General features: G+C 65.7%; 26 protein-coding genes and 1 other RNA gene. 15 read left to right on the top strand and 12 right to left on the bottom strand.

From position 1 onward, the window contains the following. Positions 1–16: 16 nt before the first annotated feature. Positions 17–1,168 (bottom strand): Re/Si-specific NAD(P)(+) transhydrogenase subunit alpha, encoded by a 1,152-nt coding sequence (locus AB4Y36_RS18240; protein WP_368605667.1) that lies wholly within the window; start codon positions 1,166–1,168, stop codon positions 17–19. 294 nt (positions 1,169–1,462) lie between these two features. On the opposite strand from AB4Y36_RS18240, the gene AB4Y36_RS18235 reads away from it, so the two are divergent. From AB4Y36_RS18235 to AB4Y36_RS18225, 3 genes are all read left to right on the top strand, one after another. Continuing rightward, complete coding sequence (locus AB4Y36_RS18235; RefSeq protein WP_368605668.1) at positions 1,463–1,957, top strand: NUDIX hydrolase; 495 nt, start codon at positions 1,463–1,465, stop codon at positions 1,955–1,957. Between the two features lie 12 nt (positions 1,958–1,969). Then, the gene (mnmA, locus tag AB4Y36_RS18230) at positions 1,970–3,166 is read left to right on the top strand and encodes a tRNA 2-thiouridine(34) synthase MnmA (RefSeq protein WP_368683742.1); all 1,197 of its coding nucleotides are present in this window, start codon (positions 1,970–1,972) and stop codon (positions 3,164–3,166) included. 246 nt (positions 3,167–3,412) lie between these two features. After that, entirely contained in the window at positions 3,413–5,020 is a 1,608-nt protein-coding gene (locus AB4Y36_RS18225) for an FMN-binding glutamate synthase family protein (protein WP_368683741.1), read from the top strand. 91 nt (positions 5,021–5,111) lie between these two features. Here AB4Y36_RS18225 and AB4Y36_RS18220 read toward each other — a convergent pair whose 3' ends face one another. Further along, the gene (locus AB4Y36_RS18220; protein WP_069268450.1) at positions 5,112–5,723 is read right to left on the bottom strand and encodes a glutathione S-transferase C-terminal domain-containing protein; all 612 of its coding nucleotides are present in this window, start codon (positions 5,721–5,723) and stop codon (positions 5,112–5,114) included. Positions 5,724–5,994: 271 nt separating this feature from the next. Here AB4Y36_RS18220 and AB4Y36_RS18215 point away from each other — a divergent pair, with 271 nt between their 5' ends. The 9 genes from AB4Y36_RS18215 (at position 5,995) to AB4Y36_RS18175 (ending at position 15,446) form a co-directional block, all read left to right on the top strand. Continuing rightward, entirely contained in the window at positions 5,995–7,401 is a 1,407-nt protein-coding gene (locus tag AB4Y36_RS18215) for an aminopeptidase P N-terminal domain-containing protein (protein ID WP_069268473.1), read from the top strand. A 51-nt stretch (positions 7,402–7,452) separates the two neighbouring features. Then, positions 7,453–8,742 carry a UbiH/UbiF/VisC/COQ6 family ubiquinone biosynthesis hydroxylase gene (locus AB4Y36_RS18210; protein WP_368683740.1) on the top strand — a complete coding sequence of 430 codons (1,290 nt, stop codon included), beginning with the start codon at positions 7,453–7,455 and terminating at the stop codon, positions 8,740–8,742. 191 nt (positions 8,743–8,933) lie between these two features. Continuing rightward, the gene (gene dusB / locus AB4Y36_RS18205; protein WP_342947656.1) at positions 8,934–10,001 is read left to right on the top strand and encodes a tRNA dihydrouridine synthase DusB; all 1,068 of its coding nucleotides are present in this window, start codon (positions 8,934–8,936) and stop codon (positions 9,999–10,001) included. After that, entirely contained in the window at positions 9,998–10,231 is a 234-nt protein-coding gene (locus AB4Y36_RS18200) for a Fis family transcriptional regulator (protein WP_028216158.1), read from the top strand. Before dusB ends, AB4Y36_RS18200 begins: the two co-directional genes overlap by 4 nt. 70 nt (positions 10,232–10,301) lie before the next feature. Next, positions 10,302–11,867: a bifunctional phosphoribosylaminoimidazolecarboxamide formyltransferase/IMP cyclohydrolase gene (purH, locus tag AB4Y36_RS18195; RefSeq protein ID WP_368605670.1), complete on the top strand. Its 1,566-nt coding sequence runs from the start codon at positions 10,302–10,304 to the stop codon at positions 11,865–11,867. Positions 11,868–12,056: 189 nt separating this feature from the next. After that, entirely contained in the window at positions 12,057–12,599 is a 543-nt protein-coding gene (gene ruvC / locus AB4Y36_RS18190; RefSeq protein ID WP_028201962.1) for a crossover junction endodeoxyribonuclease RuvC, read from the top strand. 107 nt (positions 12,600–12,706) lie between these two features. Beyond that, the gene (gene ruvA / locus AB4Y36_RS18185) at positions 12,707–13,288 is read left to right on the top strand and encodes a Holliday junction branch migration protein RuvA (RefSeq protein ID WP_069268447.1); all 582 of its coding nucleotides are present in this window, start codon (positions 12,707–12,709) and stop codon (positions 13,286–13,288) included. 99 nt (positions 13,289–13,387) lie between these two features. Further along, positions 13,388–14,464, top strand: a complete 1,077-nt coding sequence (ruvB, locus tag AB4Y36_RS18180) for a Holliday junction branch migration DNA helicase RuvB (RefSeq protein WP_368683739.1) — start codon at positions 13,388–13,390, stop codon at positions 14,462–14,464. 37 nt (positions 14,465–14,501) lie between these two features. Further along, a complete protein-coding gene (locus AB4Y36_RS18175; RefSeq protein WP_368683738.1) occupies positions 14,502–15,446 on the top strand; it encodes an oxygenase MpaB family protein in 945 nt (314 codons plus the stop codon). Between the two features lie 86 nt (positions 15,447–15,532). Here AB4Y36_RS18175 and AB4Y36_RS18170 read toward each other — a convergent pair whose 3' ends face one another. From AB4Y36_RS18170 to tyrS, 4 genes are all read right to left on the bottom strand, one after another. Beyond that, positions 15,533–16,684, bottom strand: coding sequence for a branched-chain amino acid ABC transporter substrate-binding protein (locus tag AB4Y36_RS18170; RefSeq protein ID WP_342947653.1), 1,152 nt, complete (start codon positions 16,682–16,684; stop codon positions 15,533–15,535). Between the two features lie 309 nt (positions 16,685–16,993). After that, complete coding sequence (locus tag AB4Y36_RS18165; protein WP_069268443.1) at positions 16,994–17,677, bottom strand: histidine phosphatase family protein; 684 nt, start codon at positions 17,675–17,677, stop codon at positions 16,994–16,996. A 17-nt stretch (positions 17,678–17,694) separates the two neighbouring features. Beyond that, positions 17,695–18,165: a D-aminoacyl-tRNA deacylase gene (gene dtd / locus AB4Y36_RS18160; protein WP_342947651.1), complete on the bottom strand. Its 471-nt coding sequence runs from the start codon at positions 18,163–18,165 to the stop codon at positions 17,695–17,697. Further along, positions 18,162–19,427, bottom strand: coding sequence for a tyrosine--tRNA ligase (gene tyrS, locus AB4Y36_RS18155; protein ID WP_342947650.1), 1,266 nt, complete (start codon positions 19,425–19,427; stop codon positions 18,162–18,164). Before tyrS ends, dtd begins: the two co-directional genes overlap by 4 nt. A 239-nt stretch (positions 19,428–19,666) precedes the next feature. On the opposite strand from tyrS, the gene AB4Y36_RS18150 reads away from it, so the two are divergent. Beyond that, complete coding sequence (locus tag AB4Y36_RS18150) at positions 19,667–20,821, top strand: anhydro-N-acetylmuramic acid kinase (protein ID WP_368683737.1); 1,155 nt, start codon at positions 19,667–19,669, stop codon at positions 20,819–20,821. A 59-nt stretch (positions 20,822–20,880) separates the two neighbouring features. On the opposite strand, the gene erpA is transcribed toward AB4Y36_RS18150, so the two are convergent. The 3 genes from erpA to rplM all read right to left on the bottom strand — a co-directional run bounded on the left by erpA (position 20,881) and on the right by rplM (position 22,313). After that, entirely contained in the window at positions 20,881–21,246 is a 366-nt protein-coding gene (gene erpA / locus AB4Y36_RS18145) for an iron-sulfur cluster insertion protein ErpA (protein WP_042262553.1), read from the bottom strand. Positions 21,247–21,480: 234 nt separating this feature from the next. Then, a complete protein-coding gene (gene rpsI / locus AB4Y36_RS18140; protein WP_028209425.1) occupies positions 21,481–21,873 on the bottom strand; it encodes a 30S ribosomal protein S9 in 393 nt (130 codons plus the stop codon). 11 nt (positions 21,874–21,884) lie between these two features. Beyond that, positions 21,885–22,313 carry a 50S ribosomal protein L13 gene (gene rplM / locus AB4Y36_RS18135; RefSeq protein WP_027795838.1) on the bottom strand — a complete coding sequence of 143 codons (429 nt, stop codon included), beginning with the start codon at positions 22,311–22,313 and terminating at the stop codon, positions 21,885–21,887. Between the two features lie 635 nt (positions 22,314–22,948). Between rplM and AB4Y36_RS18130 the strand changes: the two genes are divergently transcribed. Continuing rightward, positions 22,949–23,371, top strand: a complete 423-nt coding sequence (locus AB4Y36_RS18130) for an OsmC family protein (protein WP_027795839.1) — start codon at positions 22,949–22,951, stop codon at positions 23,369–23,371. 82 nt (positions 23,372–23,453) lie between these two features. Here AB4Y36_RS18130 and rnpB read toward each other — a convergent pair. The 3 genes from rnpB to pyrC form a co-directional block, all read right to left on the bottom strand. Continuing rightward, positions 23,454–23,864: RNase P RNA component class A (gene rnpB, locus AB4Y36_RS18125), an RNA gene on the bottom strand. Positions 23,865–23,934: 70 nt separating this feature from the next. Then, positions 23,935–24,810, bottom strand: a complete 876-nt coding sequence (locus tag AB4Y36_RS18120; protein ID WP_368683849.1) for a DUF3025 domain-containing protein — start codon at positions 24,808–24,810, stop codon at positions 23,935–23,937. A gap of 71 nt (positions 24,811–24,881) precedes the next feature. Further along, on the bottom strand, positions 24,882–25,937 hold the full coding sequence (gene pyrC / locus AB4Y36_RS18115; RefSeq protein WP_342947647.1) for a dihydroorotase: 1,056 nt from the start codon (positions 25,935–25,937) through the stop codon (positions 24,882–24,884). A gap of 60 nt (positions 25,938–25,997) precedes the next feature. Between pyrC and AB4Y36_RS18110 the strand changes: the two genes are divergently transcribed. After that, positions 25,998–26,225 carry a hypothetical protein gene (locus AB4Y36_RS18110; protein ID WP_368683736.1) on the top strand — a complete coding sequence of 76 codons (228 nt, stop codon included), beginning with the start codon at positions 25,998–26,000 and terminating at the stop codon, positions 26,223–26,225. Positions 26,226–26,290: the final 65 nt, after the last annotated feature.

Genomic DNA, 26,290 nt, shown 5'->3' with positions numbered 1-26,290 from the left:
CTTGTTCTCCTCCTCGTCATGCCTTGCGCGTGACCTGGCCGTCGCGGGCCAACAGCGTGGCCGCGACGATGTCGTCCGCGAGATCGATGTTGAGCGTGGCTTCCTTCGTGACGATGAGCTTCAGGAAGTCGAGCAGGTTGCGCGCGTAGAGCGCGGAGGCGTCGGCGGCGACCATCGAGGCGAGGTTCGTGTAGCCGCAGATCTGCACGCCGTGGTGCGTCACCACCTTGTCGGCCTCCGTGAGCGGGCAGTTGCCGCCGCGTCGGCCGCTTGCCTCGTCGGCAACGGGACCGCGTCCTGCCGCGAGGTCGATCACCACCGACCCCGGCTTCATCGCCTGCACGGTTTCCGAAGGCAGCAGCGTCGGCGCGTCGCGGCCCGGAATCAGCGCGGTCGAGATGATGATGTCCGCCTGCTTCGCGCGCTCGTGCACCAGCGCCGACTGGCGCGAGAGCCATGATGGCGGCATGGGCCGGGCATAGCCGCCCACGCCGACGGCCGCTTCGCGCTCCTCATCGGTTTCGTAGGGCACGTCGAGGAATTTGCCGCCGAGCGACTCGATCTGCTCCTTGACGGCCGGGCGCACGTCCGAAGCCTCGATCACCGCGCCCAGGCGCCGCGCCGTCGCAATGGCCTGCAGGCCCGCCACGCCCGCGCCGAGAATCAGCACGCGCGCGGCTTTCACGGTGCCGGCGGCGGTCATCAGCATCGGCATGAAGCGCGGATAGAGGTTCGAGGCCACGAGCACCGCCTTGTACCCGGCGATGTTGGCCTGCGACGACAGCACGTCGAGGCTCTGCGCGCGCGTGGTGCGCGGCGCAGCTTCGAGCGCGAAGGCCGTCACGCCAGCCTCGGCGAGTTTCGCGGCGTTTTCCGCATTAAAGGGATCGAGCATGCCGACCAGCACCGCGCCGCGCTTCATGAACGGCAATTCGCTGACGGTGGGCGACTGGACCTTGAGCACGAGGTCCGCGCCGAAGGCCGTGGCCGCATCGGCGACCTGCGCGCCCACGGCCGTGTAGGCCTCGTCGGGATAGCTCGCGCCAGTGCCGGCGCCGGCCTGGATCGTGACCGTATGGCCCTGGGCGACGTATTTCTTGACTGTCTCCGGCGTCGCGGCCACGCGGGTTTCGTTCGCCCGCGTCTCTGCGGGCACTCCGATATGCATCGTTGTTTCCTCCTCGACCTTCTTGTTCTAGCTGTTCTGGCTCGAATCGAGCGAAGGGAGGCCGACAAACGGCGTTCAAGCGCCGGCATCCATTGCAACGGCAAACGACGGCACCACTTTAACCGAAAGCAGCGACGCCTTTGTAGCAGGAATTGCCCGTTTTTGTGCGATGCACACAACACGCCGTGTCGTCCGACCGGACGGTCGGCAGTGCCAGGCGAGCCGGGCAAGTGCCCTCTGGGGCCAGATCCGGCCCCGGGCAGCGTTCGCGCCGTCCCGGTAAAATACCGGCCCATGAATGAGGAAACCTGGGCACCCCACGTCACCGTGGCCGCGATCGTCGAGCGCGACGGGCGCTTTCTACTCGTCGAAGAGCACACGCCATCTGGACTGCGTCTGAACCAGCCCGCCGGCCATCTGGAAGCCGGCGAAACGCTGCACGAGGCCGTAGTGCGCGAAACGCTCGAGGAAACCGCACATGCGTTCACGCCCGAAGCGCTGGTCGGCGTGTACATGACGCACTTCGGCAAGCCCGGCGAGAGCGGCGCGACGTACGTGCGCTTCACGTACTGCGGCAGAGTCGCAGCCGAGGCGGAAGACCGCGCGCTCGACCCGGATATCGTCTGCACGGTGTGGATGAGCGTTGACGAGATGCGCGCGGCAAGCGAGCGCCATCGCACGCCGCTCGTGATGCGCTGTGTCGACGATTACCTCGCCGGCAAGCGCGTGCCGCTGGATTTCATCCAGACGCACGCGACGGCACCGAAGGCAGCACCCAGGATGAACTAAGGCAGCAACGAAATGAGCAAACGTAAGGTCGTAGTAGGCATGTCGGGCGGCGTCGATTCGTCGGTTACCGCATGGCTGCTCAAGGAGCAGGGATTCGACGTCGTCGGTCTCTTCATGAAGAACTGGGAAGACGACGACGACGGCGAGTACTGCTCGACGCGTCAGGACTGGATCGACGTGGTGTCGGTCGCGGACCTGATCGGCATCGACGTCGAGGCCGTGAACTTCGCCGCCGAATACAAGGACCGCGTGTTCGCGGAGTTCCTGCGCGAGTATTCCGCGGGGCGCACGCCGAACCCGGACGTGCTGTGCAACGCCGAGATCAAGTTCAAGGCCTTTCTCGACCACGCCATGTCGCTCGGCGCGGAAACGATCGCCACGGGCCACTACGCCCGCGTGCGCCAGAACGAGGGCAACGGAAGCTTCGAACTGCTGAAGGCGCTCGACCACACGAAAGATCAGTCGTACTTCCTGCATCGCCTGAACCAGGCGCAGCTTTCGAAGACGATGTTCCCGCTCGGCGAGATCCCCAAAACGAAGGTGCGCGAGATCGCCGAAAAGATCGGCCTGCCGAACGCGAAAAAGAAGGATTCCACAGGAATCTGCTTCATCGGCGAGCGGCCGTTCCGCGACTTCCTCAACCGCTATCTGCCGACCCAACCCGGCCCGATGATGACGCCCGACGGCAAGGTGGTCGGCGAGCATATCGGCCTCGCGTTCTACACGTTCGGGCAACGCAAGGGCATTGGCCTTGGCGGCAGCAAGGACGGCAGCGGCGATCCGTGGTTCGTGGCGGGCAAGGACATGGCCTCGAACACGCTCTACGTCGTGCAGGGCCACGATCATCCGTGGCTGCTCGCGCACGAGCTGCGCGCAGGCAACGTGAGCTGGGTGGCGGGCGAGCCGCCGGCGCAGGACCATGCATGCGGCGCGAAAACGCGCTATCGCCAGGCCGATGCGCCCTGCTCGTTCCATACCGCAGACGAATTCGGCGCGGGCCAGTTCACGCTGCGCTTTCCCGACGCGCAGTGGGCCGTGACGCCCGGCCAGTCGGCGGTGCTCTACGACGGCGACGTTTGCCTGGGTGGTGGCATCGTCGAGGCGGTAACGACGCTCGCGCCGCACGTGCCCGCCGTGCTGCCGCCCGAAGCGCCGAAGAAAAGGAAGCGCGTCCCGCGCAAGAAGCCTGCTGCGGCGACGGCCGCGTGACGCAAGCTGCGTCAGGCAAAACGTAAGAAAACACCGCGCGGCGCCCTGGGCGCCGCGTTTTTTATCCGACTTTCGACGCCTCCCACAGGCCGCTCGAACGACACTGCCCGCTTGCCTGCCAGTTTCACGAACTTGCGGCATCATTCCCGCAAGCCGCGCCCAGCAATCGCGCGGCTCACGCGCGCCGCCCCTTCACAAGAGGAGAGCAGGCGCGCGCATTACATCAAGTTCGAGGAGTTCCCCCCAATGTTTTCCCGACGTTATCTCGCCATGTGGGGCGCGGTGCTGCTGCTCGCGGCCTGTGCCGCCGCTGCCGCGCTCCATCGCCTGTCGTGGTACTGCATGATCGTGCCCGCGCTGCTCGTCGCGCTCGGCCTCTACGACATGTTCCAGGAGCGCCACGCGATCCTGCGCAACTACCCGATCTGGGGTCATCTGCGCTTCCTGTTCGAGTTCGTGCGGCCCGAGATCCGCCAGTACTTCGTCGAGGACGACACCGACGAAAGGCCGTTCTCGCTCGCCCAGCGCAGCCTCGTCTACCAACGCGCGAAGAACGCTGTGGACAGCCGCCCGTACGGCACCGAACTCGACGTAAAGGCCGTGGGCCACGAGTGGATCAGCCATTCGCTCGCGCCGACGAAGCTCGCGGGCAGCGACTTCCGCGTGCTCGTGGGCGCCAACCGCGCGCAACCGTACTCGATGTCGATCTTCAACATCTCGGCGATGAGCTTCGGCGCGCTGTCCGCGAATGCCATCCGCGCGCTCAATATGGGCGCGAAGAAAGGCGGCTTCGCGCACGACACCGGCGAAGGCTCGATGTCGAAATATCACCGCGAAAATGGCGGCGACATCATCTGGGAGATCGCCTCGGGCTACTTCGGCTGCCGCAACGACGACGGCACCTTCAGCGCCGATAAATTCCAGCGCCTCGCGAACGAGCCGCAGGTGAAGATGATCGAGGTGAAGCTCTCGCAAGGCGCGAAGCCTGGCCACGGCGGCATGCTGCTCGCGGCCAAGGTCACGCCCGAGATCGCCGAAACGCGCGGCATTCCCATCGGCAAGGATTGCGTCTCGCCTGCGCGCCACTCGGAGTTCTCCACGCCGCGCGGCCTGCTCGAATTCATCGAGCGCCTGCGCAAGCTCTCGGGCGGCAAACCGACGGGCTTCAAGCTGTGCATCGGCCATCCGTGGGAGTTTTTCGGCATCGCCAAGGCGATGCTGGAAACCGGCATCCTGCCCGACTTCATCGTCGTGGACGGCGCGGAAGGCGGCACGGGCGCAGCGCCGCTCGAGTTCACCGATCACATCGGCACGCCCCTGCAGGAAGGGCTGCTTCTCGTGCACAACACGCTCGTGGGCATCGGCCTGCGCGACAAGATCAGGATCGGTGCGAGCGGCAAGATCATCACGGCGTTCGATATCGCGCGCACGCTCGCAATCGGCGCGGACTGGGTGAATTCGGCGCGCGGCTTCATGTTCGCCGTGGGCTGCATCCAGGCGCAGAAGTGCCACTCGGACCGCTGCCCCACCGGCGTCGCCACGCAAGACCCCGTGCGCCAGCGCGCGCTGAACGTGCCGGACAAGGGCGAGCGCGTCTTCAACTTCCACCACAACACGCTGCACGCGCTGCAGGAGCTGATTCAGGCCGCGGGTCTCGCGAGCCCATCGGATCTGCGCGCGCATCACATCGTGCGGCGCGTGTCGTCGTATGAAGTGAAGCTGATGTCGGAACTGCTCAAGTACCTGAAGCCCGGCGATCTGCTCGAAGGCCGCTATCGCTATCAGCTGTACGAGAAGTGGTGGCCGGTTGCACGCAGCGATTCGTTCGCGCCGGCCGAGGAAAAGATCGTCTGAGGAAGACGATCCGCGGCTTGAACGAAAACGCCCGACGGCACACCATGCCGTCGGGCGTTTTGTTTAAGTCACTCAGCAGATCAGCTGGACGTCAGCCTTGCGGCACCGTGTCGACGAACGATTGACGCTGCGAAAGCTTCTCGAAGTGGCGCGCGAGATTCGGATGCGCCTCGCGCCAGTTCAGCTCCGGCATGCGGAAGTCGAGATAGCCGAGTGCGCAGCCCACGGCGATATCCGCGATCGTGTAGCGGTTGCCCGCGCACCACGGGTTGCCGTCGAGCCCCTTGGCCATCGCGGCGAGGCTCTCGTGGATCTTGCGCTCCTGGCGCTTCACCCACGCCTCGTTGCGCTGTTCCGGCGTGCGCTGCGTGCCTTCGAGGCGGATCAGCACGGTGGCGTCGAGCATCCCGTCGGCGAGCGCCTCCCAGCAACGCACTTCAATGCGCTCACGTCCTGCGGGCGGAATGAGCTTGGCCACGGGCGAGAGCATGTCGACGTACTCGCAGATCACGCGCGAGTCGAACACGGCCTCGCCGTCATCCATCACGAGACACGGAACCTTGCCGAGCGGGTTGAAATCGTGAATCGCCGTTTCCTCGCCCCACACGTTTTCGAGCACCAGCTTGTAGTCGATTTTCTTTTCGGCGAGCGTGATCCGCGCCTTGCGGACATACGGGCTGCCGAGCGAACCGATAAGTTTCATACCACCTGCCTTTTCTGGAATCCGGCCGAAGTATACGTTGGATTCGTAATTTTCTGACGCGCCGTCTGTTGCAGTGCAGGATTTTTCCTACAAATGATGTCAGCAAGAGACAACACCCGGCCATAGCGGCGCGCGGGTGGGGTCACCGCGAGCCAGCGCGCGCCTTTGTAGCCAGCGCTACAATCTCACGATGGACTCGACCCTCAAGCAAAGCGCCCCGGCCGCCTCGAGCGAAGCCCAACCTGCGGCCAGCGTGGCCGACGCAGCCGACATGCAGCGCGGCCCCGACGGCGGCGCGGCGCTCTATCGCGCGCGCCGCGAACGTGTGCTTGCAGCGCTGCGTGCGCAGGGCGGCGGTGTCGCGCTCGTGCCGACCGCGCCCGAAGCGCTGCGCAATCGCGACGCGGACTATCCGTATCGGCACGACAGCTACTTCTACTACCTCACCGGCTTCACCGAGCCCGAGGCGCTGCTCGTGCTCGACGCGAACGCGGGCGAGAACCAGCCCGCCGCCATTCTGTTCTGCCGCGCGAAGAACGTTGAGCGCGAAACGTGGGAAGGCTTTCGCTTCGGTCCGGACGCCGCGCGCGAAGCGTTTGGCTTCGACGCCGCGTTTCCTGCCGACGAACTCGATGCGCGCATCCCGCAGTTCATCGCCAACCGTCCGGCGCTGCACTACGCGCTCGCGGCCTCCGATCGCTTCGACGCGCAGGTGAAGCGCTGGATCGACGCGGTGCGCGCGCAGGGGCGCAGCGGCGTCACGGCGCCGGCCGCCGCGTACGACCTGCTGCCGCTGCTCGACGACATGCGCGTGATCAAGGATGCGCACGAACTCGACACGATGCGCCGCGCCGCAAAAATTTCGGCGCTCGCGCACGTTCGCGCGATGCAGACATGCCGGCCCGGCATGCGCGAGTACGAGATCGAGGCGGAGTTGCTCTACACGTTCCGCAAGCACGGCGCGCAGGCGCCCGCCTACGGCTCGATCGTCGCGGCAGGCGCGAACGCGTGCGTGCTGCACTACCCAGCGGGCAACGCGGTGGCGCGCGAAGGCGACCTCGTGCTGATCGACGCCGCGTGCGAGTTGAACGGCTATGCCTCGGACATCACCCGCACCTTCCCCGCGAGCGGCCGCTTCACGAGCGCGCAACGCGAGCTGTACGACATCGTCCTCGCCGCGCAGCAGGCCGCGATCGACGCCACGCGCGCCGGCGTGAATTTCGAGGCGCCGCATGATGCCGCGGTGCGCGTACTCGCGCAGGGGCTGCTCGATACCGGCATCATCGACCGGCAGCGCTTTGCGAGCGTCGACGACGTGATTACCGAGCGCGCCTACGCGCGCTTCTATATGCATCGCACCGGGCACTGGCTCGGCATGGATGTGCACGACGCGGGCGACTACAGGGAACGCGGCGAACGTGGCGTTAAGGCAAGCGCAGACAAGCCCGACGCCCCGCCGCCGTGGCGCACGCTGCGCGCCGGCATGACGCTCACGATCGAGCCGGGTCTCTACATCCGCGCGGCCGAGGACGTGCCCGAGCGCTACTGGGACATCGGCATCCGCATCGAGGACGACGCCATCGTCACCGAAACGGGCTGCGAGCTGATCACGCGCGGCGTGCCCGTTGCCGCCGATGAAATCGAAGCGCTCATGCAGGGCGCGCAACGCGGCGCCTGACGCAGACGGAAACGCAGACGCGAAGATTCCACACGAAGCGAAGCAAACGACATGAACGCAGTTTCCGGCAGCGCGAACGACACTCCCACCGGCGCGAACGCGCCCGCTCAATTCGACCACGATGTGACGATCGTCGGCGCGGGGCCGGTAGGTCTCGCGCTCGCAGGTTGGCTCGCGCGGCGCAGCGCCACGCAAGGGCTCTCGATTGCGCTGATCGACGCGCGCGAACCCGAGGACAGCGCCGGCGATCCGCGCGCCATCGCCGTTTCGCAGGGCAGCCGCACGCTGCTCGAAGCGCTCGCGTGGCCGCACGACGCGACGCCCATCGAGCGCATCCATGTTTCGCAGCGCGGCCATTTCGGGCGCACGCTGATCGACCGCCACGATTACGACTTGCCCGCGCTCGGCTACGTGGCGCGCTACGGCGCGATCGTTCAGGCGCTTGCGCAGGCCGTGCGCGGCACGCGGGTGCACTGGCTGCATCACACGCAGGCGCACGATCCCGTCGTGGAGAACGACGGCGTGACGCTGCCGGTCGTGAGCGCGGGCGTCGAGCGCCATCTGCGCACGCGTATCCTCGTGAACGCCGAGGGCGGCCTGTATCGCACGCCGCCGCCACGCGACGCGCAAGACGATGCAGAAGAGGCCGACGAAGCCGATGCCAAGGCCGCACTGCCGGCCGCCGAAACCAAACGGACGCGCGACTACGGGCAAACGGCGCTGGTCGGCGTGGTGACGCTAGCTGCCCCGCAACCGCACGTCGCGTGGGAGCGCTTCACGAGCGAAGGCCCGATCGCGCTCCTGCCGATGGGCGGCGTGCGCGGCGCGGATTACGCGCTGGTGTGGTGCTGCTCCCCGGCGCAGGCCGAGCGCCGCGCGCAGCTTTCGGACGCCGATTTCCTCGCCGAACTCGGCGTGGCGTTCGGGGCGCGCATGGGCCGCTTCACGCATGTTCACGGCCGCGCGGCCTTTGCGCTCGGCCTGAACGCGCTCGACGCCCTCGTTTGCGGCCACGGCCGCATCGCGGCGGTCGGCAATGCGGCCCAAACACTGCATCCCGTGGCGGGCCAGGGTCTCAATCTCGGTCTGCGCGACGCCCACGCGCTCGCCGATTCGCTCGCGCAGCACGGTGCCACGCCGCGCGCACTCGCCGAGTTCGCCGGCCGTCGCGCGTTCGACCGCCGCATGACGATCGGCGCGACGGATACGCTCGCCCGCTTGTTCACCGTCGATTTCGGCCCACTCGCCACGCTGCGCGGGCTCGCGCTCACGGCGCTCGAATTCGCACCGCCCGTGAAGACGGCGCTCGCGCGGCAGATGATGTTCGGGCAGCGGAGTTGAGGCGAACTAAGGGTCGCATCGCTTTTCTTTGAGCGCGGCAACGCCGCCCCGGGACAAGACCAGGGTCCGCGCAGCGCGACCTCGCATCCCGCTTACGCTAAAATATGCGTTTCCCCTTTTTCAAGTTCACGCCGATCGCCGCGCCGGCCGGATTGCCATCCGGGTCGCGGTACCGGCCTCGCCCGCGCGTCATGTTCACTATCGGCCGTCACACCTTGCGTAACAACCTGTTCGTCGCCCCTATGGCGGGTGTCACGGACAGGCCGTTCCGCCAGCTGTGCAAGCGCCTCGGCGCGGGCTATGCGGTCTCCGAAATGGTCGCGTCCAACGCGCAGCTCTGGAAGAGCGAAAAGACCATGCGCCGCGCCAATCACGCGGGCGAAGTGGAACCCATTTCGGTGCAGATCGCCGGGGCCGATCCGGAAATGATGGCCGAAGCCGCGCGCTACAACGTCGCGAACGGCGCGCAGATCATCGACATCAACATGGGCTGCCCGGCCAAGAAGGTCTGCAACGTCGCGGCCGGCTCGGCGCTCTTGCAGAACGAGCCGCTCGTCGCGCGCATCGTCAAGGCCGTGGTCGACGCCGTGGGCGTGGGTCCCGACGCCGTGCCCGTCACGCTCAAGATCCGCACGGGTTGGGACCGCGACAACCGCAACGCACTTACCATCGCGCGCATTGCCGAAGAAAGCGGCATTGCCATGCTCACCGTGCATGGCCGCACGCGCGCCGATCTCTATCACGGTGAAGCGGAGTACGAAACGATTGCCGCGGTGAAGGCCGCCGCGCGCATTCCGGTGGTCGCGAACGGCGACATTACGTCGCCGCAAAAGGCGCGCGAGGTCCTCGCACTCACGGGCGCCGACGCCATCATGATCGGCCGCGCGGCGCAGGGGCGCCCGTGGCTGTTCCGCGAAATCGAGCATTTCCTGGCGACGGGCGAGCAGCTGCCGGCCCCGCGCGTAGACGAAATCCAGTCGATCATGAACGAGCATCTGGAGGACCACTACGCTTTTTACGGTGAATTTACGGGCGTGCGTACTGCGCGCAAGCATATCGGCTGGTACACTCGCGGCCTTTGTGGCGCCAATACGTTCCGGCACCGCATGAATACGCTGGACACCACGCGCGAGCAGCTCGTCGCCGTCAATCAGTTCTTCGACGAACAGAAGGCGCGCTCCGAGCGCCTCGTCTACGTCGACGACGAGAACAACGACAGCGACGGCAGCGACGAATCAACCGATCGACTGGCAGCATGAGCAAGCACAACATCGAACAATCCGTCCGCGAGAGCCTTGGCATCTACTTCCAGGACCTCGACGGCAGCAATCCGCACGACGTCTACGAAATGGTGATGGCGTGCGTCGAAAAACCGATGCTCGAGGTGGTGCTCGAGCAGGCAGGCGGCAATCAGTCGCTCGCCGCCGAGTATCTCGGCATCAACCGCAACACGCTGCGCAAGAAGCTCCAGCAGCACGGCCTGCTGTAACGCCGCTGCGTTTTTCTGGACCTTCGGCGCAGCCCCCTCGATCTCTCGGCAATCTACCTCGTTACCCATCATGATCAGGCAAGCGCTCATCTCCGTTTCCGATAAGGCCGGCATCGTCGACTTCGCGAAGTCGCTGTCGGACCTCGGCGTCAAGATCCTCTCGACCGGCGGCACCGCGAAACTGCTCGCGGACGCGGGCCTTTCCGTCACCGAAGTGGCCGACTACACCGGCTTCCCGGAAATGCTCGATGGGCGCGTGAAAACGCTGCACCCGAAGGTGCACGGCGGCATCCTCGCGCGCCGCGACCTGCCCGAGCACATGGCCGCGCTCGAAAAGCACGACATCCCGACGATCGACCTGCTCGTCGTGAACCTCTACCCGTTCGTCCAGACGATCTCGAAGGAAGAGTGCTCGCTCGAAGACGCAATCGAGAACATCGATATCGGCGGCCCGACCATGCTGCGCTCGGCGGCGAAGAACCATCGCGACGTGACCGTGGTGGTCGACCCGGCCGACTACGCGAGAGTGCTGGAAGAAATGCGCGCGAACGGCAACAGCGTGAGCTATGCCACGAACTTCCGCCTCGCGACCAAGGTGTTCTCGCACACGGCGCAATACGACGGCGCGATCACGAATTACCTCACGAGCCTCACCGAAGCGCTCGAGCACAAGTCGCGCAACACCTACCCGGCCGTGCTGAACCTCGCGTTCGACAAGGTCCAGGACCTGCGCTACGGCGAAAACCCGCACCAGAGCGCCGCGTTCTACCGCGACCTCACGACGCCCGCCGGCGCGCTCGCGAACTACACGCAACTGCAGGGCAAGGAACTGTCGTACAACAACATCGCCGACTCGGACGCGGCATGGGAATGCGTGAAGACGTTCGACGCACCGGCGTGCGTGATCATCAAGCACGCGAATCCATGCGGCGTGGCGATCGGCGCGAACGCGCTCGAAGCCTACTCGAAGGCGTTCCAGACCGACCCGACCTCGGCGTTCGGCGGCATCATCGCGTTCAACCGCGAAGTGGACGAAGCCGCGGCGCAGGCTGTCGCCAAGCAGTTCGTCGAAGTGCTGATCGCGCCGTCGTTCTCGGAAGCCGCGAAGGCCGTGTTCGCCGCGAAGCAGAACGTGCGTCTGCTCGAGATCGCGCTGGGCGACGGCCATAACGCATTCGATCTGAAGCGCGTGGGCGGCGGCCTGCTCGTGCAATCGCTCGACGCGAAGAACGTGCAGCCGCACGAACTGCGCGTGGTGACGAAGCGCCATCCGACGCCGAAGGAAATGGACGACCTGCTGTTCGCATGGCGCGTCGCGAAGTTCGTGAAGTCGAACGCCATCGTGTTCTGCGCGAACGGCATGACGATGGGCGTGGGCGCGGGCCAGATGAGCCGCGTGGACTCGGCGCGCATCGCCAGCATCAAGGCCGAAAACGCGGGCCTCAAGCTCGCGGGCACGGCAGTCGCCTCGGACGCGTTCTTCCCGTTCCGCGACGGCCTCGACGTGGTGGTGAACGCGGGCGCGACCTGCGTGATCCAGCCGGGCGGTTCCATGCGCGACGACGAAGTGATCGCCGCCGCCGACGAGCACAACATCGCGATGGTGATGACGGGCATCCGCCACTTCCGTCACTGATCTTCGCCGCACTGGTTGCGTGCGGCGCGTCACCTGCACGTGACGCGCCGCTTGTGCAAAGCCCGCCGGACTTGCGTCTCGCGGGCTTTTTCTTTGCGCGGCGCGCCTCGTTCGCCCGCGCCTTCAAGGCTCGCGGCATCTGTGCCGTTCGTTGTACCATCGCAGGCACATCCGTCTTTCCCGCATTTCATGAGAATTCTCGGCATCGACCCCGGCTTGCGCGTCACCGGCTTCGGCGTGATCGAACGTCACGGCCATCAGCTCACGTACGTCGCAAGCGGCGTCATCCGCACCGCCGATGCCGATCTGCCCACGCGCCTCGGCACCATCTTCGAGGGCGTTTCCACGCTGATCCGCCAGCACGCGCCCGACCAGGCCGCAATCGAAAAGGTCTTCGTCAACGTCAATCCGCAGTCGACCCTGCTGCTTGGGCAAGCGCGCGGCGCGGCCATCTGCGGGCTGGTGTCGGGCGGCGTACCGGTGGCCGAGTACACCGCGCTGCAGCTCAAGCAGGCCGTGGTGGGCTACGGACGCGCGACCAAGGAACAGATGCAGCAGATGGTCGTGCGCCTGCTCGCCCTCACCGGCACGCCCGGCACCGACGCCGCCGACGCGCTCGGCATGGCGATCTGCCACGCGCACGGCGGCGACGCGCTCGCCACGCTCGGCGGGCTCGCGCCTGCGCTCGCGAAGAAGGGCATGCGGGTACGCCGCGGACGGTTGATAGGCTGAATACGTGGCCGATGCGCCTGGCCGGGCGGCGAACGTTCTGGCCGCGCGCTCCGGACTGCCCTGCCCTCCGCTACACTCTTGAGCTTTCCCTCATCACAGAACCCGCCATGATCGGTCGCATTGCCGGCGTATTGCTGGAAAAGAACCCGCCGCACCTGCTCATCGACTGCAACGGCGTCGGCTACGAAGTCGACGTGCCGATGAGCACGTTCTACAACCTGCCCGGCACCGGCGAAAAAATCGTGTTGCTCACGCAGATGATCGTGCGCGAAGACGCGCATCTGCTCTTCGGCTTCGGCTCGCATGAGGAGCGCTCGACGTTTCGCGAGCTGCTCAAGATCAGCGGCATCGGTGCACGCATGGCGCTCGCCGTGCTTTCCGGCATGAGCGTGAATGACCTCGCGCAAGCGGTCACGCAGCAGGACGCGGCGCGTCTCACGCGCGTGCCCGGCATCGGCAAGAAAACGGCCGAGCGCCTGCTGCTCGAACTCAAGGGCAAGCTCGGCGCGGACCTCGGCGCAATGGCCGCCGCCGCTTCGCCTTCCGACCACGCGAACGACATCCTCAACGCGCTGCTTGCGCTCGGCTATTCGGAGAAGGAAGGGCTGGCCGCGATCAAGAACGTGCCCGCCGGCACCGGCGTTTCGGAAGGCATCAAGCTCGCGCTCAAGGCGCTCTCCAAGGCCTGATCGCCCTCGCGCACGCTCGAGGCTGGCTGTTAGTTGCGGTGCCATCGTGATGCCCGGGGCGGCCCCGCCGCCGCAGAGTCTGCGCGGTACAATCGCTGCATGATCGAAACCGACAAACTCGCCGCCAACCACGCCGGCGCCGACCGCGTGATCGCCGCCACGCCCGCCTCGACTCACGAGGAAGCGTTCGAACGCGCGTTGCGCCCGCGCCAGCTCGACGAATATGTCGGCCAGGAAAAGGTGCGCGGCCAGCTGGAGATCTTCATCGAGGCTGCGAAGCGCCGGTCCGAACCGCTCGACCACGTGCTGTTGTTCGGCCCGCCGGGCCTCGGCAAGACCACGCTCGCGCACATCATCGCGCGCGAAATGGGGGTCAATCTGCGGCAGACGTCGGGCCCCGTGCTGGAGCGCGCGGGCGATCTCGCGGCGCTGCTCACCAACCTCGAAGCCAACGACGTGCTCTTCATCGATGAAATTCACCGGCTCTCGCCGGTCGTCGAGGAAATCCTGTATCCGGCGCTCGAGGACTACCAGATCGACATCATGATCGGCGAAGGACCGGCCGCGCGCAGCGTGAAGCTCGACCTCCAGCCGTTCACGCTGGTGGGCGCGACCACGCGCGCGGGCATGCTCACGAACCCGCTGCGCGACCGCTTCGGCATCGTCTCGCGCCTCGAGTTCTACAGCGCCAGCGAGCTTTCGCGCATCGTGCAGCGCTCGGCTTCGCTGCTCGGCGCGCAGATCCACCCGGACGGCGCGCTCGAAATCGCACGCCGCTCGCGCGGCACGCCGCGTATCGCCAACCGCCTGCTGCGCCGCGTGCGCGACTACGCGGAGGTGAAGGCCGACGGCGCGATCACCGCGAAGGTCGCCGACGCTGCGCTGCGCATGCTCGACGTCGATCCCGTTGGCTTCGACCTGATGGACCGCAAGCTGCTCGAAGCCATCCTGCACAAGTTCGACGGCGGTCCGGTGGGCGTGGACAACCTTGCCGCCGCCATTGGCGAGGAACGCGACACGATCGAGGACGTGCTCGAACCGTACCTGATCCAGCAAGGCTATCTGCAGCGCACGCCGCGCGGGCGCGTAGCCACGCAACTGAGCTACCGCCACTTCGGCCTCACGGTGCCGGACGACGCGTCGGCGGGCGGCGACTGGGAACCGGACGCGTCGTAGGGCGCGCAAGCCCCAACGCAGCGCGAGCGAGAGCACGATGTCCGATCACGCCGGCCTTCCTCCCAACGCGCCTGAACCGACCGGCCTTGCCGGTCAGCTCGTGCGCCGCCTGCGCATGACGCTCGCCGAAAACATCACGCATCTCACCACGGGCAGCGGCCCGAAACTCGATTACTCGAATCCGCCGGGCGACCCGGGCCTCTTCGGCCCCGACGCCGTTTGCTGGAAGGTCCATGCCGATTTCGCCGCGATGATGGCGGGCGGCGTCAGCGCGCTGCTGCTGCAGGCGCTGCATCCGCTCGCGCTCGCCGGTGTGTGGGACCATTCGACCTTTCGCATCGACATCCTCGGGCGGCTGCGGCGCACCGCGACCTTCATCGCCGGCACCACTTACGGCAGCCGCGCCGACGCGCTGGCGCTGATCGAGCGCGTCAAACGGATCCACCTCGCCGTGACGGGCACCGCACCCGATGGCCGTCCCTATCGCGCGAGCGATCCTGCGCTGCTGACCTGGGTGCACGTGGCCGAAGTTTCGAGTTTTCTCGGCGCGTATTTGCGCTTCGTGAATCCCGCGCTGCCCGGTGGGATGCAGGATCAGTACTACGCCGAAGTCGCGCGCATTGCCGAACTGCTCGGCGCTGCGAAGGTGCCGCGCTCGCGCGCCGAAATCGCTGCGTATCTGCAATCGATGCAGCCCGAACTCGTCGCGAGCGACCGCACGTTCGAAGTGGTGCGCGTGCTCATGCAAGCGCCCGCGCCGCGCCCGGGGATGCGCCCCGCTAGCGCGCTGATCAGGAACGCAGGCATCGACCTGTTGCCGCCCTTTGCGCAGCAGATGCTCGGCTTCGACTCGTTCGCCTTCGCGCGCCGCGCCATGGTGCAGCCCGGCATGCTCGCCGTCGCGCCGGTCTTGCGCTGGGCACTCGTCAACGGCGTCTCGAAACGCGCGCGGCGGCGGGCCGCGGCGCAAGCCGCGAAATAAGCGCTACGGAGTAAAAAACGGCCAACCCTGCGCAGGTTGGCCGTTTCATGTGCGGCGCGCCGAAGCGGCTGCGCGCGACCGCGTGCTTACATCTTCACCACGTCGAGCAGCGTTTTCTTGCCGCCCTTGTAGTTGTAGAGCGAGATCACGCCGTGCTTGAGGTCGCCCTTCGAATCGAAGGTCGTCTCGCCAATCACACCCTTGTAGTCGGTGCCCGGGATCTGCGCGAGGATCTTCGCGTGGTCGATGGCGTTCGCGCGCTTCATCGCGTCGACGACGATGTACACCGCGTCATACGTGAACGGCGCATCGAATTCGATCGGGTGACCAAAGCGCTTTTGGTACTTCGCCGCGAACGCCGCGCCGCCGTTCATACGCTCGACCGCCATGCCGGCCTGCGAGCAGACGATATTGTCCGTCGCCGCGCCCGCGAGGTCCGCGAGGCTTTCCGTGCACACGCCGTCGCCCGACAGCACTTTCGCGCGCAGACCGAGCTGGCGGGCCTGCTTTGCGAACGGGCCGCCCGTGGCGTCCATGCCGCCGTACATGATGGCGTCGGGGTTCTCGCCCTTGATCTTCGTGAGGATCGCGCGGAAATCGACGGCCTTATCGTTGGTCGCGTCGTGCGAGAGCACCTTCATGCCGAGCGACTTCGCCGTCTTCTCGAACTCGTTCGCGAGGCCCTGGCCATAGGCGGTCGAGTCGTCGACCACAGCCACGGTCTTCACGTTCAGGCTCTTGGCCGCATAATCGGCGAGCGCAGGGCCTTGCTGGGCGTCGGTCGCGACCACGCGGTACGTGGTCTTGAAGCCCTGCTGCGTGTACGAAGGATTGGTCGACGACGGCGAGATCTGCACGATCCCCGCGTCGCTGTAGATCTTCGATGCCGGGATCGATGCGCCCGAGTTCAAATGGCCGATCACCGCCACGACCTTGTCGTCTACCAGCTTCTGCGCGACCTGGGTGGCCTGGCGCGGGTCGGCGGCGTCGTCCTGGGCATCGAGCGCGAGCGTGATCTTCTGGCCATCGATCGTCAGGCCCTTGGCATTGATTTCCTCGATGGCGAGGCGCGCGCCGTTCTCGTTGTCCTTGCCGAGGTGGGCCGAACCGCCCGTGAGCGGACCGACGTGGCCGATCTTGACGACCTGGTCGGCCGACGCCGTGTTGCTGGCCGAGAGCGCTGCGAGCGCCATGACCGCTGCGCTCACCGGCAGCAGCTTGTGAAGCTTGAACGTCATTGAACTTTCTCCTGCGTGTTTTCTTGGAATACCCGTACCTTCGGCACGCGGCCTCACGCTTGTCATGCGCGCGCGTCCCTCTTCAACGCAGGGCCGGGCCTGGAGCCCGGTGGCCAGCGCGCCCAAAGGTAGGGCAAATGTTAGCAGGACGCTTAACTTTTTGGTTGGGCTTTGGAAAGAAGCCGCAAGCAAGCGGAAAGGAATTCGATGTGGCCGCAGCGTTGGCGAGGCACGGGAGCAGCGCAGGGAGGGGAATAGCAGGAAGAACAGGACAGCGCGGCCAGGCACCGCGCTGCCTGAAAAGACAGGTTAGCGCCCCGCCTCGGGCGTGCGCTTGAAGCCGTCGTCGGCGCTGACGCCGCCCAGATGCACCACGTCGCCCCATGCGACGACGCGCGCCTGCGTCACGTACTCGCCGCGTTCGAAATCGACGACGTTGACACTCGTGTTGAGGAGCGGCCACGCACGCGGCGCGTCGAGTGCGAGGCCGTTCGCGAAGCGGTACACGCAGTCGAGCACGCCGCCGTGCGCGACACACGCAATACGGCCGCCCGGGTGCCTGGCCAGGATCGGCTCGAGCGCGTGCAGCACACGGTGGTAGAACTCGCGCTGCGACTCGCCTTCCGGCGGCGCAAAGCCTGGGTCACGCGTTTGCCAGTGCGCGTACTCGTCCGGAAAGCGCTCGGCGATTTCGTCGCTGTCGTGGCCCTGAAACGCGCCATAGTTGCGCTCGCGCAGCCCTTCGGTGAGTTGAATCGGCAGACCCAGGGCTTCGGCAATGGGCTGTGCCGTCTGTTGCGCGCGCAACAAATCGCTCGACCAGATTGCGTCGAGCCGAGCACCCGATTGCACTTCGTTCGCGAGCCGGGCGCCGAGTTGTTGCGCCTGCGCGAGGCCGCTTTCCGCGAGCGGAATGTCAATATGGCCCTGGATGCGCTTGATGCGGTTCCAGTCCGTTTCGCCGTGGCGGATAAAGAGGATTTCCGTGTTCATAGTCAAAAGCGCATGGTTCAGTTGCGCACTTGCAGCCAGAACGTGACGGGGCCGTCGTTGACGAGCGACACCTGCATGTCGGCGCCGAACTCGCCCGTCTCGACGCTCGTATGCTTCTCGCGCGCGGCGGCGACGAAATAATCGAACAGACGCCGCCCCTCATCGGGCGGGGCGGCCGGCGTGAAGCTCGGGCGCAGACCGCTGTTCGTGTCTGCCGCCAGCGTGAACTGCGAGACGAGCAGCAGGCCGCCTGCGGTGCCGTTGCCGTCGATATTCTGCACGCTCAGGTTCATCTTGCCCGCCGCGTCGCTGAACACGCGGTAGCCGAGAAGCTTCGCGAGCAGCTTGTCGGCGTTCGCCTCGGTGTCGCCGCGCTCCGCGCAAACCAGCGCGAGCAGCCCCTGGCCGATCGCGCCGGTCACGCGCTCGCTGCCGCCGTCCGCCACGCGCACTTCGGCGCGGCGCACGCGCTGGATCAGCGCAATCATGCCGTGAGCGTCACGCGCGCAAAGCGGCGCTTGCCCACCTGCACGACGAACTCGCCCGCTTCGACCTTGAGGCCCTTGTCGGAGACGGTGGCGCCGTCGATCTTCACACCGCCCTGCTCGATGTTGCGCAGCGCTTCGCTCGTGGACGGCACGAGCCCCGCCTGCTTGAGCAACTGGCCGATGGCGAGGGGCGCGCCCGCGAGCGTGATCGACGGAATGTCGTCCGGCACGCCGCCCTTGGCGCGATGGTTGAAGTCTTCGAGCGCGCGCTCGGCGTCGGCCTGCGAGTGAAAGCGCGCGACGATTTCCTGCGCGAGCAGCACCTTGAAGTCGCGCGGGTTGCGGCCCGCTTCGATTTCGCGCTTGAACCCTTCGATTTCGTCCATCGGACGGAACGAGAGCAGCGTGAAGTAACGCCACATCAGCACGTCGGAAATGCTCATGAGCTTGCCGAACATGTCGTTGGGCTTCTCGCTGATGCCAATGTAGTTGTTCTTCGACTTCGACATCTTCTCGACGCCGTCGAGGCCTTCGAGCAGCGGCATCGTGAGAATGCACTGCTGCTCCTGGCCGTACTGCTTCTGCAGTTCGCGGCCAACGAGCAGGTTGAACTTCTGGTCCGTGCCGCCGAGCTCGAGGTCCGCATTGAGCGCGACCGAGTCGTAGCCCTGCATGAGCGGATACAGGAATTCGTGGATCGAAATGGGCACGCCGCTCTGGAAGCGCCTGGTGAAGTCCTCGCGCTCGAGAATACGCGCCACCGTGTAGCGCGATGCCAGCTTGATCATGCCGTCGGCGCCGAGCGGCATCGACCATTCGCTGTTGTAGCGAATTTCGGTCTTTTCGCGGTCGAGCACGAGCGCGGCCTGCTCGAAATACGTTTTCGCGTTCGATTCGATCTGCTCGCGTGTGAGCGGCGGGCGCGTGGCGTTGCGGCCCGACGGGTCGCCGATGAGCGAAGTGAAGTCGCCGATCAGAAAGATCACGTTGTGGCCGAGATCCTGCAGCTGGCGCATCTTGTTGAGCACGACCGTATGGCCGATGTGGATGTCGGGCGCGGTCGGGTCGAGGCCGAGCTTGATGCGCAGCGGCTTGCCGGTGGCCGCGCTGCGGGCGAGCTTCTGCTCGAATTCTTCTTCGATCAGCAGTTCGTCCACGCCGCGCTTCGTGACGGCGAGCGCGTGACGGACTTCGTCGGTGACCGGAAAGGCGTCTTTTGCGCCGGTGCTGGCGCCGTTGCTGGAGGTGGACTCGTTGCTCATGCTTCGATCGGTTCTGTCGTTAAGTCTGGGTCTAGGCCGCAATTTTACGTGATTCGACTCGCCGGGCCGAGGTTTGCGGTTTGTGCGCGCGAAGCCAGGCTGCACCGCCCTCGGACCGGGAATTGGGTGCCAGACTCGCCCGCGCCGGTGCGCAGTCAGCCGTTCGGCTTACGCTCGAGAGGCATTACGCCGATAATTGCCTCGCAGGGCACTGAATTGCATTGATAAAGGAGCACAACGTGGCGCCACGCGACGCACGAAACGAGAGCGCACACGCCGCCGACGGCGTGTATTTCGGCCTGATGTCGGGCACGAGCATGGATGGCGTGGACGGCATTGCCGTGCGCTTCGAGGCGGGCAAGCGGCCAGTGGTACTGGCCGAGGCGTTCGTCGGCTTCGCACAGGGGCTGCGCGAGGCGCTCTTTTCGTTGCAGCAGCCCGGCGAGAACGAGATCGAACGCGAAGCGCTCGCCGGCAACGCGCTGGCTGCCCGCTATGCGGTGTGCTGCCACGAGTTGCTGCGCGGAAGTACCGTGCCTCCCGCCGAGGTGCGCGCGATCGGCGCGCACGGCCAGACCGTGCGGCATCGGCCGGAGAAAGGCTACACCGTGCAGATCCAGAACCCGGCGCTGCTTGCGGAACTCACGCATATCGACGTGATCGCCGACTTCCGCAGCCGCGACGTCGCCTCGGGCGGCCAGGGTGCACCGCTCGTGCCCGCGTTCCACGCGACGCTGTTCGGTTCGCAGGAGGAAACGCGCGTGGTCTGCAACCTCGGCGGCATCAGCAACATCACGGTGCTCTCGTCGACGGGCGTCGTGCGTGGCTTCGACTGCGGCCCGGCCAACGCTCTGCTCGACCTGTGGGCCGAACGGCACCTTGGCAAGCCCTACGACGAGAACGGCAAGTTCGCCGCGAGCGGCAATCTGCATCAGCCGCTTCTGAATGCCCTGCTGGACGAACCGTTCTTCGAACAGCAGCCCCCCAAGAGCACCGGTCGCGATCTTTTCAACGCCCAGTGGCTCGACGACAAGCTCAAGGGCTTCGAATCGCTGACACCCGCCGACGTGCAGGCCACGCTAGTCGCCCTGACCGCCGTGAGCGTGGCACGCGAGATCGAGCGTCACGCAAGCGATTGCCGTGCCGTGTATGTCTGCGGCGGCGGCGCGCGCAATGCCGCATTGATGGCCGCGCTGCAAAAGGCGCTTGAAACGGGCGGTGTGGCGGGCGTACCGGTCACGACCACCGAAGCGCTCGGCGTCCCGCCGCATCAGGTGGAGCCGCTCGCCTTCGCGTGGCTCGCCATGCGCTGCGTGGCACGCGAACCTGGCAATCTCGCGGCCGTAACCGGGGCTGCCGGCGAGCGCGTGCTCGGTGCGATCTATCCGCGCTAAGCAGGCGCGCACCAATAAGAAACGGGGCCGAAGCCCCGTTTCTTATTACAGCAAATCGATCAGACCGAGAACGACGAGCCGCAACCGCACGTGGTGGTCGCGTTCGGGTTCTTGATGACGAACTGCGCGCCGTTCAGATCGTCCTTGTAGTCGATCTCGGCGCCGACGAGGTACTGATAGCTCATCGAGTCGATCAGAAGCTGGACGCCGTTGCGGTTCATTACGGTGTCGTCTTCGTTGACCGTTTCGTCAAACGTGAATCCGTACTGGAAGCCCGAGCAGCCGCCGCCCTGCACGAATACGCGCAGCTTCAGCTCCGGGTTGCCTTCCTCGTCGATCAGTTGCTTGACCTTGTCAGCCGCTGCTTCGGTGAAAACGAAGGGACCGGGCATTTCGGTCGCGGTAGTTTCGGTGACAGCGCTCATTCGAACTCTCCAAAAAAGCTTCTAGCCGCTATTGTAGGGCTCTTCCCGATATCGTGCTTAAGCCCACGAAATCAAGGGGTTTCTCCAGCTTGTCGCAGCTTGCGCGCCACACGTTCGGCGCGCCGACGAAAACGAAAAACAAACGAAAAAGCCGCCCGGCGCACGAAGCGCGGACGGCTTTTGCAGCTGCGCTGCACCCCGCGAGGGGCGCAGGCGCAAAGCGCCAATACGAAATTAACGCTTCGAGAACTGCTTGCGGCGACGTGCCTTGTGGAAACCGACCTTCTTACGTTCCACTTCACGTGCGTCACGGGTCACGAAGCCAGCTTGCGACAGTGCCGGCTTGAGCGTTGCGTCGTAGTCCATCAGCGCGCGCGTGATGCCGTGGCGAACTGCGCCGGCCTGGCCGGTTTCGCCGCCGCCCGTCACGTTCACCTTGATGTCGAACGTCGTGCCGTGGTTCGTGAGTTCCAGCGGTTGACGCACGATCATCAGCGACGTTTCGCGCGAGAAGTAGTCAGCGATGGGCTTGCCGTTGACGACGATTTCGCCCTTGCCCGACTTGATGAAGACACGAGCGACGGCGCTCTTGCGGCGGCCCGTACCGTAATTCCAGTTACCGATCATGTGGGCTCCCCTTAGATCTCGAGCGCCTTCGGCTGTTGCGCCGAATGCGGGTGCGTTGCGTCAGCGTAGACCTTCAGCTTCTTGATCATCGCGTAGCCGAGCGGGCCCTTCGGCAGCATGCCCTTGACGGCCTTCTCGAGCGCGCGGCCCGGGAAGCGTTCCTGCATCTTGCCGAACGTCGTTTCGTAGATACCGCCCGGGTAACCCGAGTGACGGTAGTACTTCTTGTCGGTGGTCTTGTTGCCCGTGACCTTCAGCTTGCCGGCGTTGATGATGATGATGAAATCACCAGTGTCGACGTGCGGGGTGAACTCAGGCTTGTGCTTGCCGCGAAGACGGCGTGCCACTTCGCTGGCGACACGGCCGAGAACCTTATCCGTCGCGTCAATCACGTACCATTCGCGCTGCACTTCATGTGCCTTGGCGGAAAAAGTCTTCATGATCGATCCAAAAAAAATGCTGTGCCCTGTTTTGGTCCTGCTTATATGGTGACGCTCGTTGACGTCGGCGCAGGCTCTCCCTGGTTCGAGTTTCCCCGTCTCCGCGCGGACATGGATGCGGAGAACCTACGATTATAAAGGGAAATTCAGTTGCCAGTCAAAAAATTGCTTGCGGCGCGTTACTGACGGGACAAGCCGAGGGCGGCAGACGAAAAAAAGCCCGAACGCGTTTGTTCGGGCTTAATCCACTCTTTTGAGGAGGGTGGAGGAGACATGCTGAGGTGTCGTGAAGCACGACAACCAATGAGACGAATTATACGGACGGGCCTTGTGCGGCGCAAGGACATTTGCATTGCGAAATCTAACACCACAATGTGAAATACAATCGAAACGACGTACCGGAAGAGAATTTCTTAAAAATCAGTGGCTTGAAAATCCTGCCCGCGAAAAGCATCCAGGACAGCTAGAGCGAAACCCCTAATTGCGTCAGGGAAATCCGGCTTGTCGATAGGATGTCGCGACGCAACATTCAAGCACGTGGCATAAGGCGCGCGCCGCCGTGCCCCCCGGACATACCAGTAAGGGGCGGGCTACAATGCCGTCTGAATCAAGAAACCGCGCAGGGGCATACGCATATGGAATGCAAAGTTAGCTGGATGGGTCAGGACGGCATGGCGTTCGCAGCCGAAACGGGCAGCGGCCATCTCGTCAACATGGACGGCGCACCGGAAGGCGGCGGCCACAACCTCGCGCCGCGGCCGATGGAAATGGTGCTGCTCGGCACGGGCGGCTGCACGGCCTACGACGTGGTGCTGATCCTCAAGAAGAGCCGCCAGGAAGTGAGCGGCTGCAGCGTGACGCTCAAGGCCGAGCGCGCGAGCGAAGACCCCAAGGTCTTCACGAAGATCCACTTCCACTTCACCGTGACCGGCAAGAACCTGAACCCGGCCACCGTGGAGCGCGCGATCAACCTCTCGCACGACAAGTACTGCTCGGCGTCGATCATGATCGGCAAGACTGCCGAGATCACGCATACGTTCGAGATCGTCGCGGCTTGATATCGGCGGCAAAAATCGGCGGCAAAAGAAAAAGCCGGCGCGGTTCTGCGAAGAACCGCGCCGGCTTTTTGCATGAATGAGGCTGCAAAGCAGGCCGATAAGCCGGATTCTGTGCACACGCCGCGTCCGAAGACGCGCCGCGCGTGGCAGCCATTCCTCTAGGCGCGCCATTGCTGACGCGCTCAAGCTTCCTACCCGCAGACGGAATGGGGGCCCCATCCTGCATCCCGAAGATGCGCGCCTGCCTACTTGGAATTGCTCCGGGTGGAGGTTACCGTGCCGTCTACGTCACCGCAGACGCGGTGCGCTCTTACCGCACCGTTTCACCCTTACCTGATCCCGACCGAAATCGGGCCATCGGCGGTCTGTTCTCTGTTGCCCTGTTCCGCGTGTCGCCACGGATGGCCGTTAGCCATCACCCTGCCCTGTGGAGTCCGGACTTTCCTCGCCTCTTTGGCCGAAACCTCGGAGCCGCGACTGCCTGGCCTGCTTTGCGAGGCGCGATATTAGCACGGGCTGGCGCGCCGCGCCGGGGGCCGGATCGATTGCCGCCTGCCTGGCATTTAGCGAGTCCGGCGGCCGGCGCGAAAGACTGTGGTGTCGTCGTAGAACGACGGGTGCTCGTTATGCGCCCACCAGCCCGGAATGCCGAGCACCGGCAGCGGCGCAAAGCTGCGCCCATTGAGCGCTTCATGCGTGGCATCGGCGGCGAGCGAGACGCTCACCGTCTCGTCCAGATACGCGTCGCGTTGCGCGCGCGGCCAAGTGAAATACTCGTGCGGCACCTCGACCACCCATGCGTGCGCCGTGCACGCCGCATAAGGCGAGATCATCTTTTCGAGCAGCGCATGGCCGAATACGCGGACTTCGCAGCGCGCCGCGCCGATCGTCTCCCCGAAAGCCGCTTCCCAGCCAGCGCGCTGCGCCACGAACAGCGTGCGCCAGTCGAAGCCGCGCAACGCCGCGACCAGCGGCGCATCCGATGAGGCAAAGAGCACCGCGTTCTCGTCGAACAGCGTGAGCGCGTCGCGCACGCCGCCGCGCGTGGGGCCCACGCCCAGCACGTCGATCGCCGCGGCCTGACGCGCGTTCAGCGTCGCCTTGATGCGCGGGAACGCGAACCAGGCGAGCGCGTTGAAGAAGTCGTGGAGGTTGTGACGCGTCGGCACGCAGCCCGTCGCCGCGATATGCGCCTCATAGGCCGAGCCTTCGGGCAGGTCGTCCTGGGCGATGAAGCGCAGCGGCCGGCCGCGGCCCGTGCTTTGGGCGGCAGCCAGCGCATCGGCGTTCAGTTCGGCCAGATACGCCGCGTATCCCACCAGCGCGGCCTGCTGCCAGCGCCTGCCGCGCGCTTCGTGTTGCGCGAACCACGGGCGGGCCCAGTCGATGTCGCTGAAACTGCCCAGCGGCATGGTCCGGCGCGGGGCGCGCGCGGGCATCGGTGCGCGCGCATCGACAGCCCCGGTCGGGCCGACCGTTGCGCCCGCAGCCACGCCCTGCCCCGCCTCGTTCAAGCGAGTTTCCAGCCGATCGTCTCGCCGCCGCGCAGCGGTACGACGGGCGTGCCGCCGGCCTCGACTTCGGCGGGCAGCGTCCAGCTCTCGCGACGCAGCGTGACCGTTTCGGTCGCGCGCGGCAGGCCGTAGAAGTCAGCGCCGTAAAAGCTCGCGAAGCCCTCGAGCTTGTCGAGCGCGCCCGCATTGTCGAACGCTTCGGCGTACAGCTCGAGCGCGTGCAGCGCCGTGTAGCAGCCCGCGCAGCCGCACGCGTGCTCTTTCAGGCCCTTCGGGTGCGGCGCGCTGTCGGTGCCGAGGAAGAAGCGATGATCGCCCGAGGTCGCCGCGTCCACGAGCGCCACGCGATGCGTCTCGCGCTTGAGCACGGGCAGGCAATAGTAATGCGGACGAATGCCGCCCTGGAAGATCGCGTTGCGGTTGTAGAGCAGATGATGCGCGGTGATCGTCGCGCCGAGTAGACCGGGCGCGGCATGATCGGCGCGGATGTAGTCGACTGCGTCCTTCGTCGTGATGTGCTCGAACACCACCTTGAGACCCGGAAAATCGCGGCGCGTCGGAATCATCACGCGGTCGATGAAGACCTTCTCGCGGTCGAACAGGTCGATGTCGGCGCTCGTCACTTCACCGTGCACGAGCAGCGGCATGCCCACTTCCTGCATGGCTTCGAGCGTTTTCGCACACTTGCGGATGTCGGTCACGCCGGCGTCCGAATTCGTCGTCGCGCCCGCCGGATACAGCTTCACACCGTGCACGAAGCCGCTCGCCTTCGCGCGGCGGATTTCCTCGGGCGGCGTGTTGTCGGTGAGATAGAGCGTCATCAGCGGCTCGAAGGTCGAGCCCGCCGGCAGCGCCGCGAGAATGCGTTCGCGGTAGGCGGCGGCCTGCTCGGTCGTCGTGACCGGCGGCTTGAGGTTCGGCATGATGATCGCGCGGCCGAACTGGCGCGCCGTATGCGGCAGCACGGCCGCGAGCATCGCGCCGTCGCGCACGTGCAGGTGCCAGTCGTCGGGGCGGGCGAGCGTGAGAGTCGAGGGGGAAGAGGCGTTCATGGCAAGAGTCAGGCGCGGTAGTGAACCAACAGCGGTATGAATGAACGGCGGCAAGTTCGCTTGGAACGCGCTCAGGCTGCCGGAAATTCCGGGCATATCACGGGGAAAAACGCGGCGACGATCGATGCCGATCCAACCTGTGCATTGCCCGCACCGTCGCGTACACACGACAATCCGCGCTGCATCGCCCCCGGCACGCGCCCTTCTATGCAGGCCTGCAATGCATCCGACAAATTTCGTATTGGCGACCCGCAAGCCGGTGATATGCTTGGAAAATCATCATTGTAACGGGTCGACGGCGGGTCCCGCCTACCACTGCAGCCGCCGCCTCAGCCGTCCCAGTCGCATTACGC

Origin of the sequence: Paraburkholderia sp. BR10936 (genome assembly GCF_040965735.1) — a bacterium.
Lineage (GTDB): Bacteria > Pseudomonadota > Gammaproteobacteria > Burkholderiales > Burkholderiaceae > Paraburkholderia > Paraburkholderia nodosa_A.
This window is presented reverse-complemented; position numbering and strand designations above follow the sequence as displayed.

What these genes read in the sequence shown, in the direction of transcription:
- AB4Y36_RS18240 (WP_368605667.1), bottom strand. Translation starts at nt 1,168, where the DNA reads ATGCATATCGGAGTGCCCGCAGAGACGCGGGCGAACGAAACCCGCGTG.
- AB4Y36_RS18235 (WP_368605668.1), top strand. Translation starts at nt 1,463, where the DNA reads ATGAATGAGGAAACCTGGGCACCCCACGTCACCGTGGCCGCGATCGTC.
- mnmA (WP_368683742.1), top strand. Translation starts at nt 1,970, where the DNA reads ATGAGCAAACGTAAGGTCGTAGTAGGCATGTCGGGCGGCGTCGATTCG.
- AB4Y36_RS18225 (WP_368683741.1), top strand. Translation starts at nt 3,413, where the DNA reads ATGTTTTCCCGACGTTATCTCGCCATGTGGGGCGCGGTGCTGCTGCTC.
- AB4Y36_RS18220 (WP_069268450.1), bottom strand. Translation starts at nt 5,723, where the DNA reads ATGAAACTTATCGGTTCGCTCGGCAGCCCGTATGTCCGCAAGGCGCGG.
- AB4Y36_RS18215 (WP_069268473.1), top strand. Translation starts at nt 5,995, where the DNA reads ATGCAGCGCGGCCCCGACGGCGGCGCGGCGCTCTATCGCGCGCGCCGC.
- AB4Y36_RS18210 (WP_368683740.1), top strand. Translation starts at nt 7,453, where the DNA reads ATGAACGCAGTTTCCGGCAGCGCGAACGACACTCCCACCGGCGCGAAC.
- dusB (WP_342947656.1), top strand. Translation starts at nt 8,934, where the DNA reads ATGTTCACTATCGGCCGTCACACCTTGCGTAACAACCTGTTCGTCGCC.
- AB4Y36_RS18200 (WP_028216158.1), top strand. Translation starts at nt 9,998, where the DNA reads ATGAGCAAGCACAACATCGAACAATCCGTCCGCGAGAGCCTTGGCATC.
- purH (WP_368605670.1), top strand. Translation starts at nt 10,302, where the DNA reads ATGATCAGGCAAGCGCTCATCTCCGTTTCCGATAAGGCCGGCATCGTC.
- ruvC (WP_028201962.1), top strand. Translation starts at nt 12,057, where the DNA reads ATGAGAATTCTCGGCATCGACCCCGGCTTGCGCGTCACCGGCTTCGGC.
- ruvA (WP_069268447.1), top strand. Translation starts at nt 12,707, where the DNA reads ATGATCGGTCGCATTGCCGGCGTATTGCTGGAAAAGAACCCGCCGCAC.
- ruvB (WP_368683739.1), top strand. Translation starts at nt 13,388, where the DNA reads ATGATCGAAACCGACAAACTCGCCGCCAACCACGCCGGCGCCGACCGC.
- AB4Y36_RS18175 (WP_368683738.1), top strand. Translation starts at nt 14,502, where the DNA reads ATGTCCGATCACGCCGGCCTTCCTCCCAACGCGCCTGAACCGACCGGC.
- AB4Y36_RS18170 (WP_342947653.1), bottom strand. Translation starts at nt 16,684, where the DNA reads ATGACGTTCAAGCTTCACAAGCTGCTGCCGGTGAGCGCAGCGGTCATG.
- AB4Y36_RS18165 (WP_069268443.1), bottom strand. Translation starts at nt 17,677, where the DNA reads ATGAACACGGAAATCCTCTTTATCCGCCACGGCGAAACGGACTGGAAC.
- dtd (WP_342947651.1), bottom strand. Translation starts at nt 18,165, where the DNA reads ATGATTGCGCTGATCCAGCGCGTGCGCCGCGCCGAAGTGCGCGTGGCG.
- tyrS (WP_342947650.1), bottom strand. Translation starts at nt 19,427, where the DNA reads ATGAGCAACGAGTCCACCTCCAGCAACGGCGCCAGCACCGGCGCAAAA.
- erpA (WP_042262553.1), bottom strand. Translation starts at nt 21,246, where the DNA reads ATGAGCGCTGTCACCGAAACTACCGCGACCGAAATGCCCGGTCCCTTC.
- rpsI (WP_028209425.1), bottom strand. Translation starts at nt 21,873, where the DNA reads ATGATCGGTAACTGGAATTACGGTACGGGCCGCCGCAAGAGCGCCGTC.
- rplM (WP_027795838.1), bottom strand. Translation starts at nt 22,313, where the DNA reads ATGAAGACTTTTTCCGCCAAGGCACATGAAGTGCAGCGCGAATGGTAC.
- AB4Y36_RS18130 (WP_027795839.1), top strand. Translation starts at nt 22,949, where the DNA reads ATGGAATGCAAAGTTAGCTGGATGGGTCAGGACGGCATGGCGTTCGCA.
- AB4Y36_RS18120 (WP_368683849.1), bottom strand. Translation starts at nt 24,810, where the DNA reads ATGCCCGCGCGCGCCCCGCGCCGGACCATGCCGCTGGGCAGTTTCAGC.
- pyrC (WP_342947647.1), bottom strand. Translation starts at nt 25,937, where the DNA reads ATGAACGCCTCTTCCCCCTCGACTCTCACGCTCGCCCGCCCCGACGAC.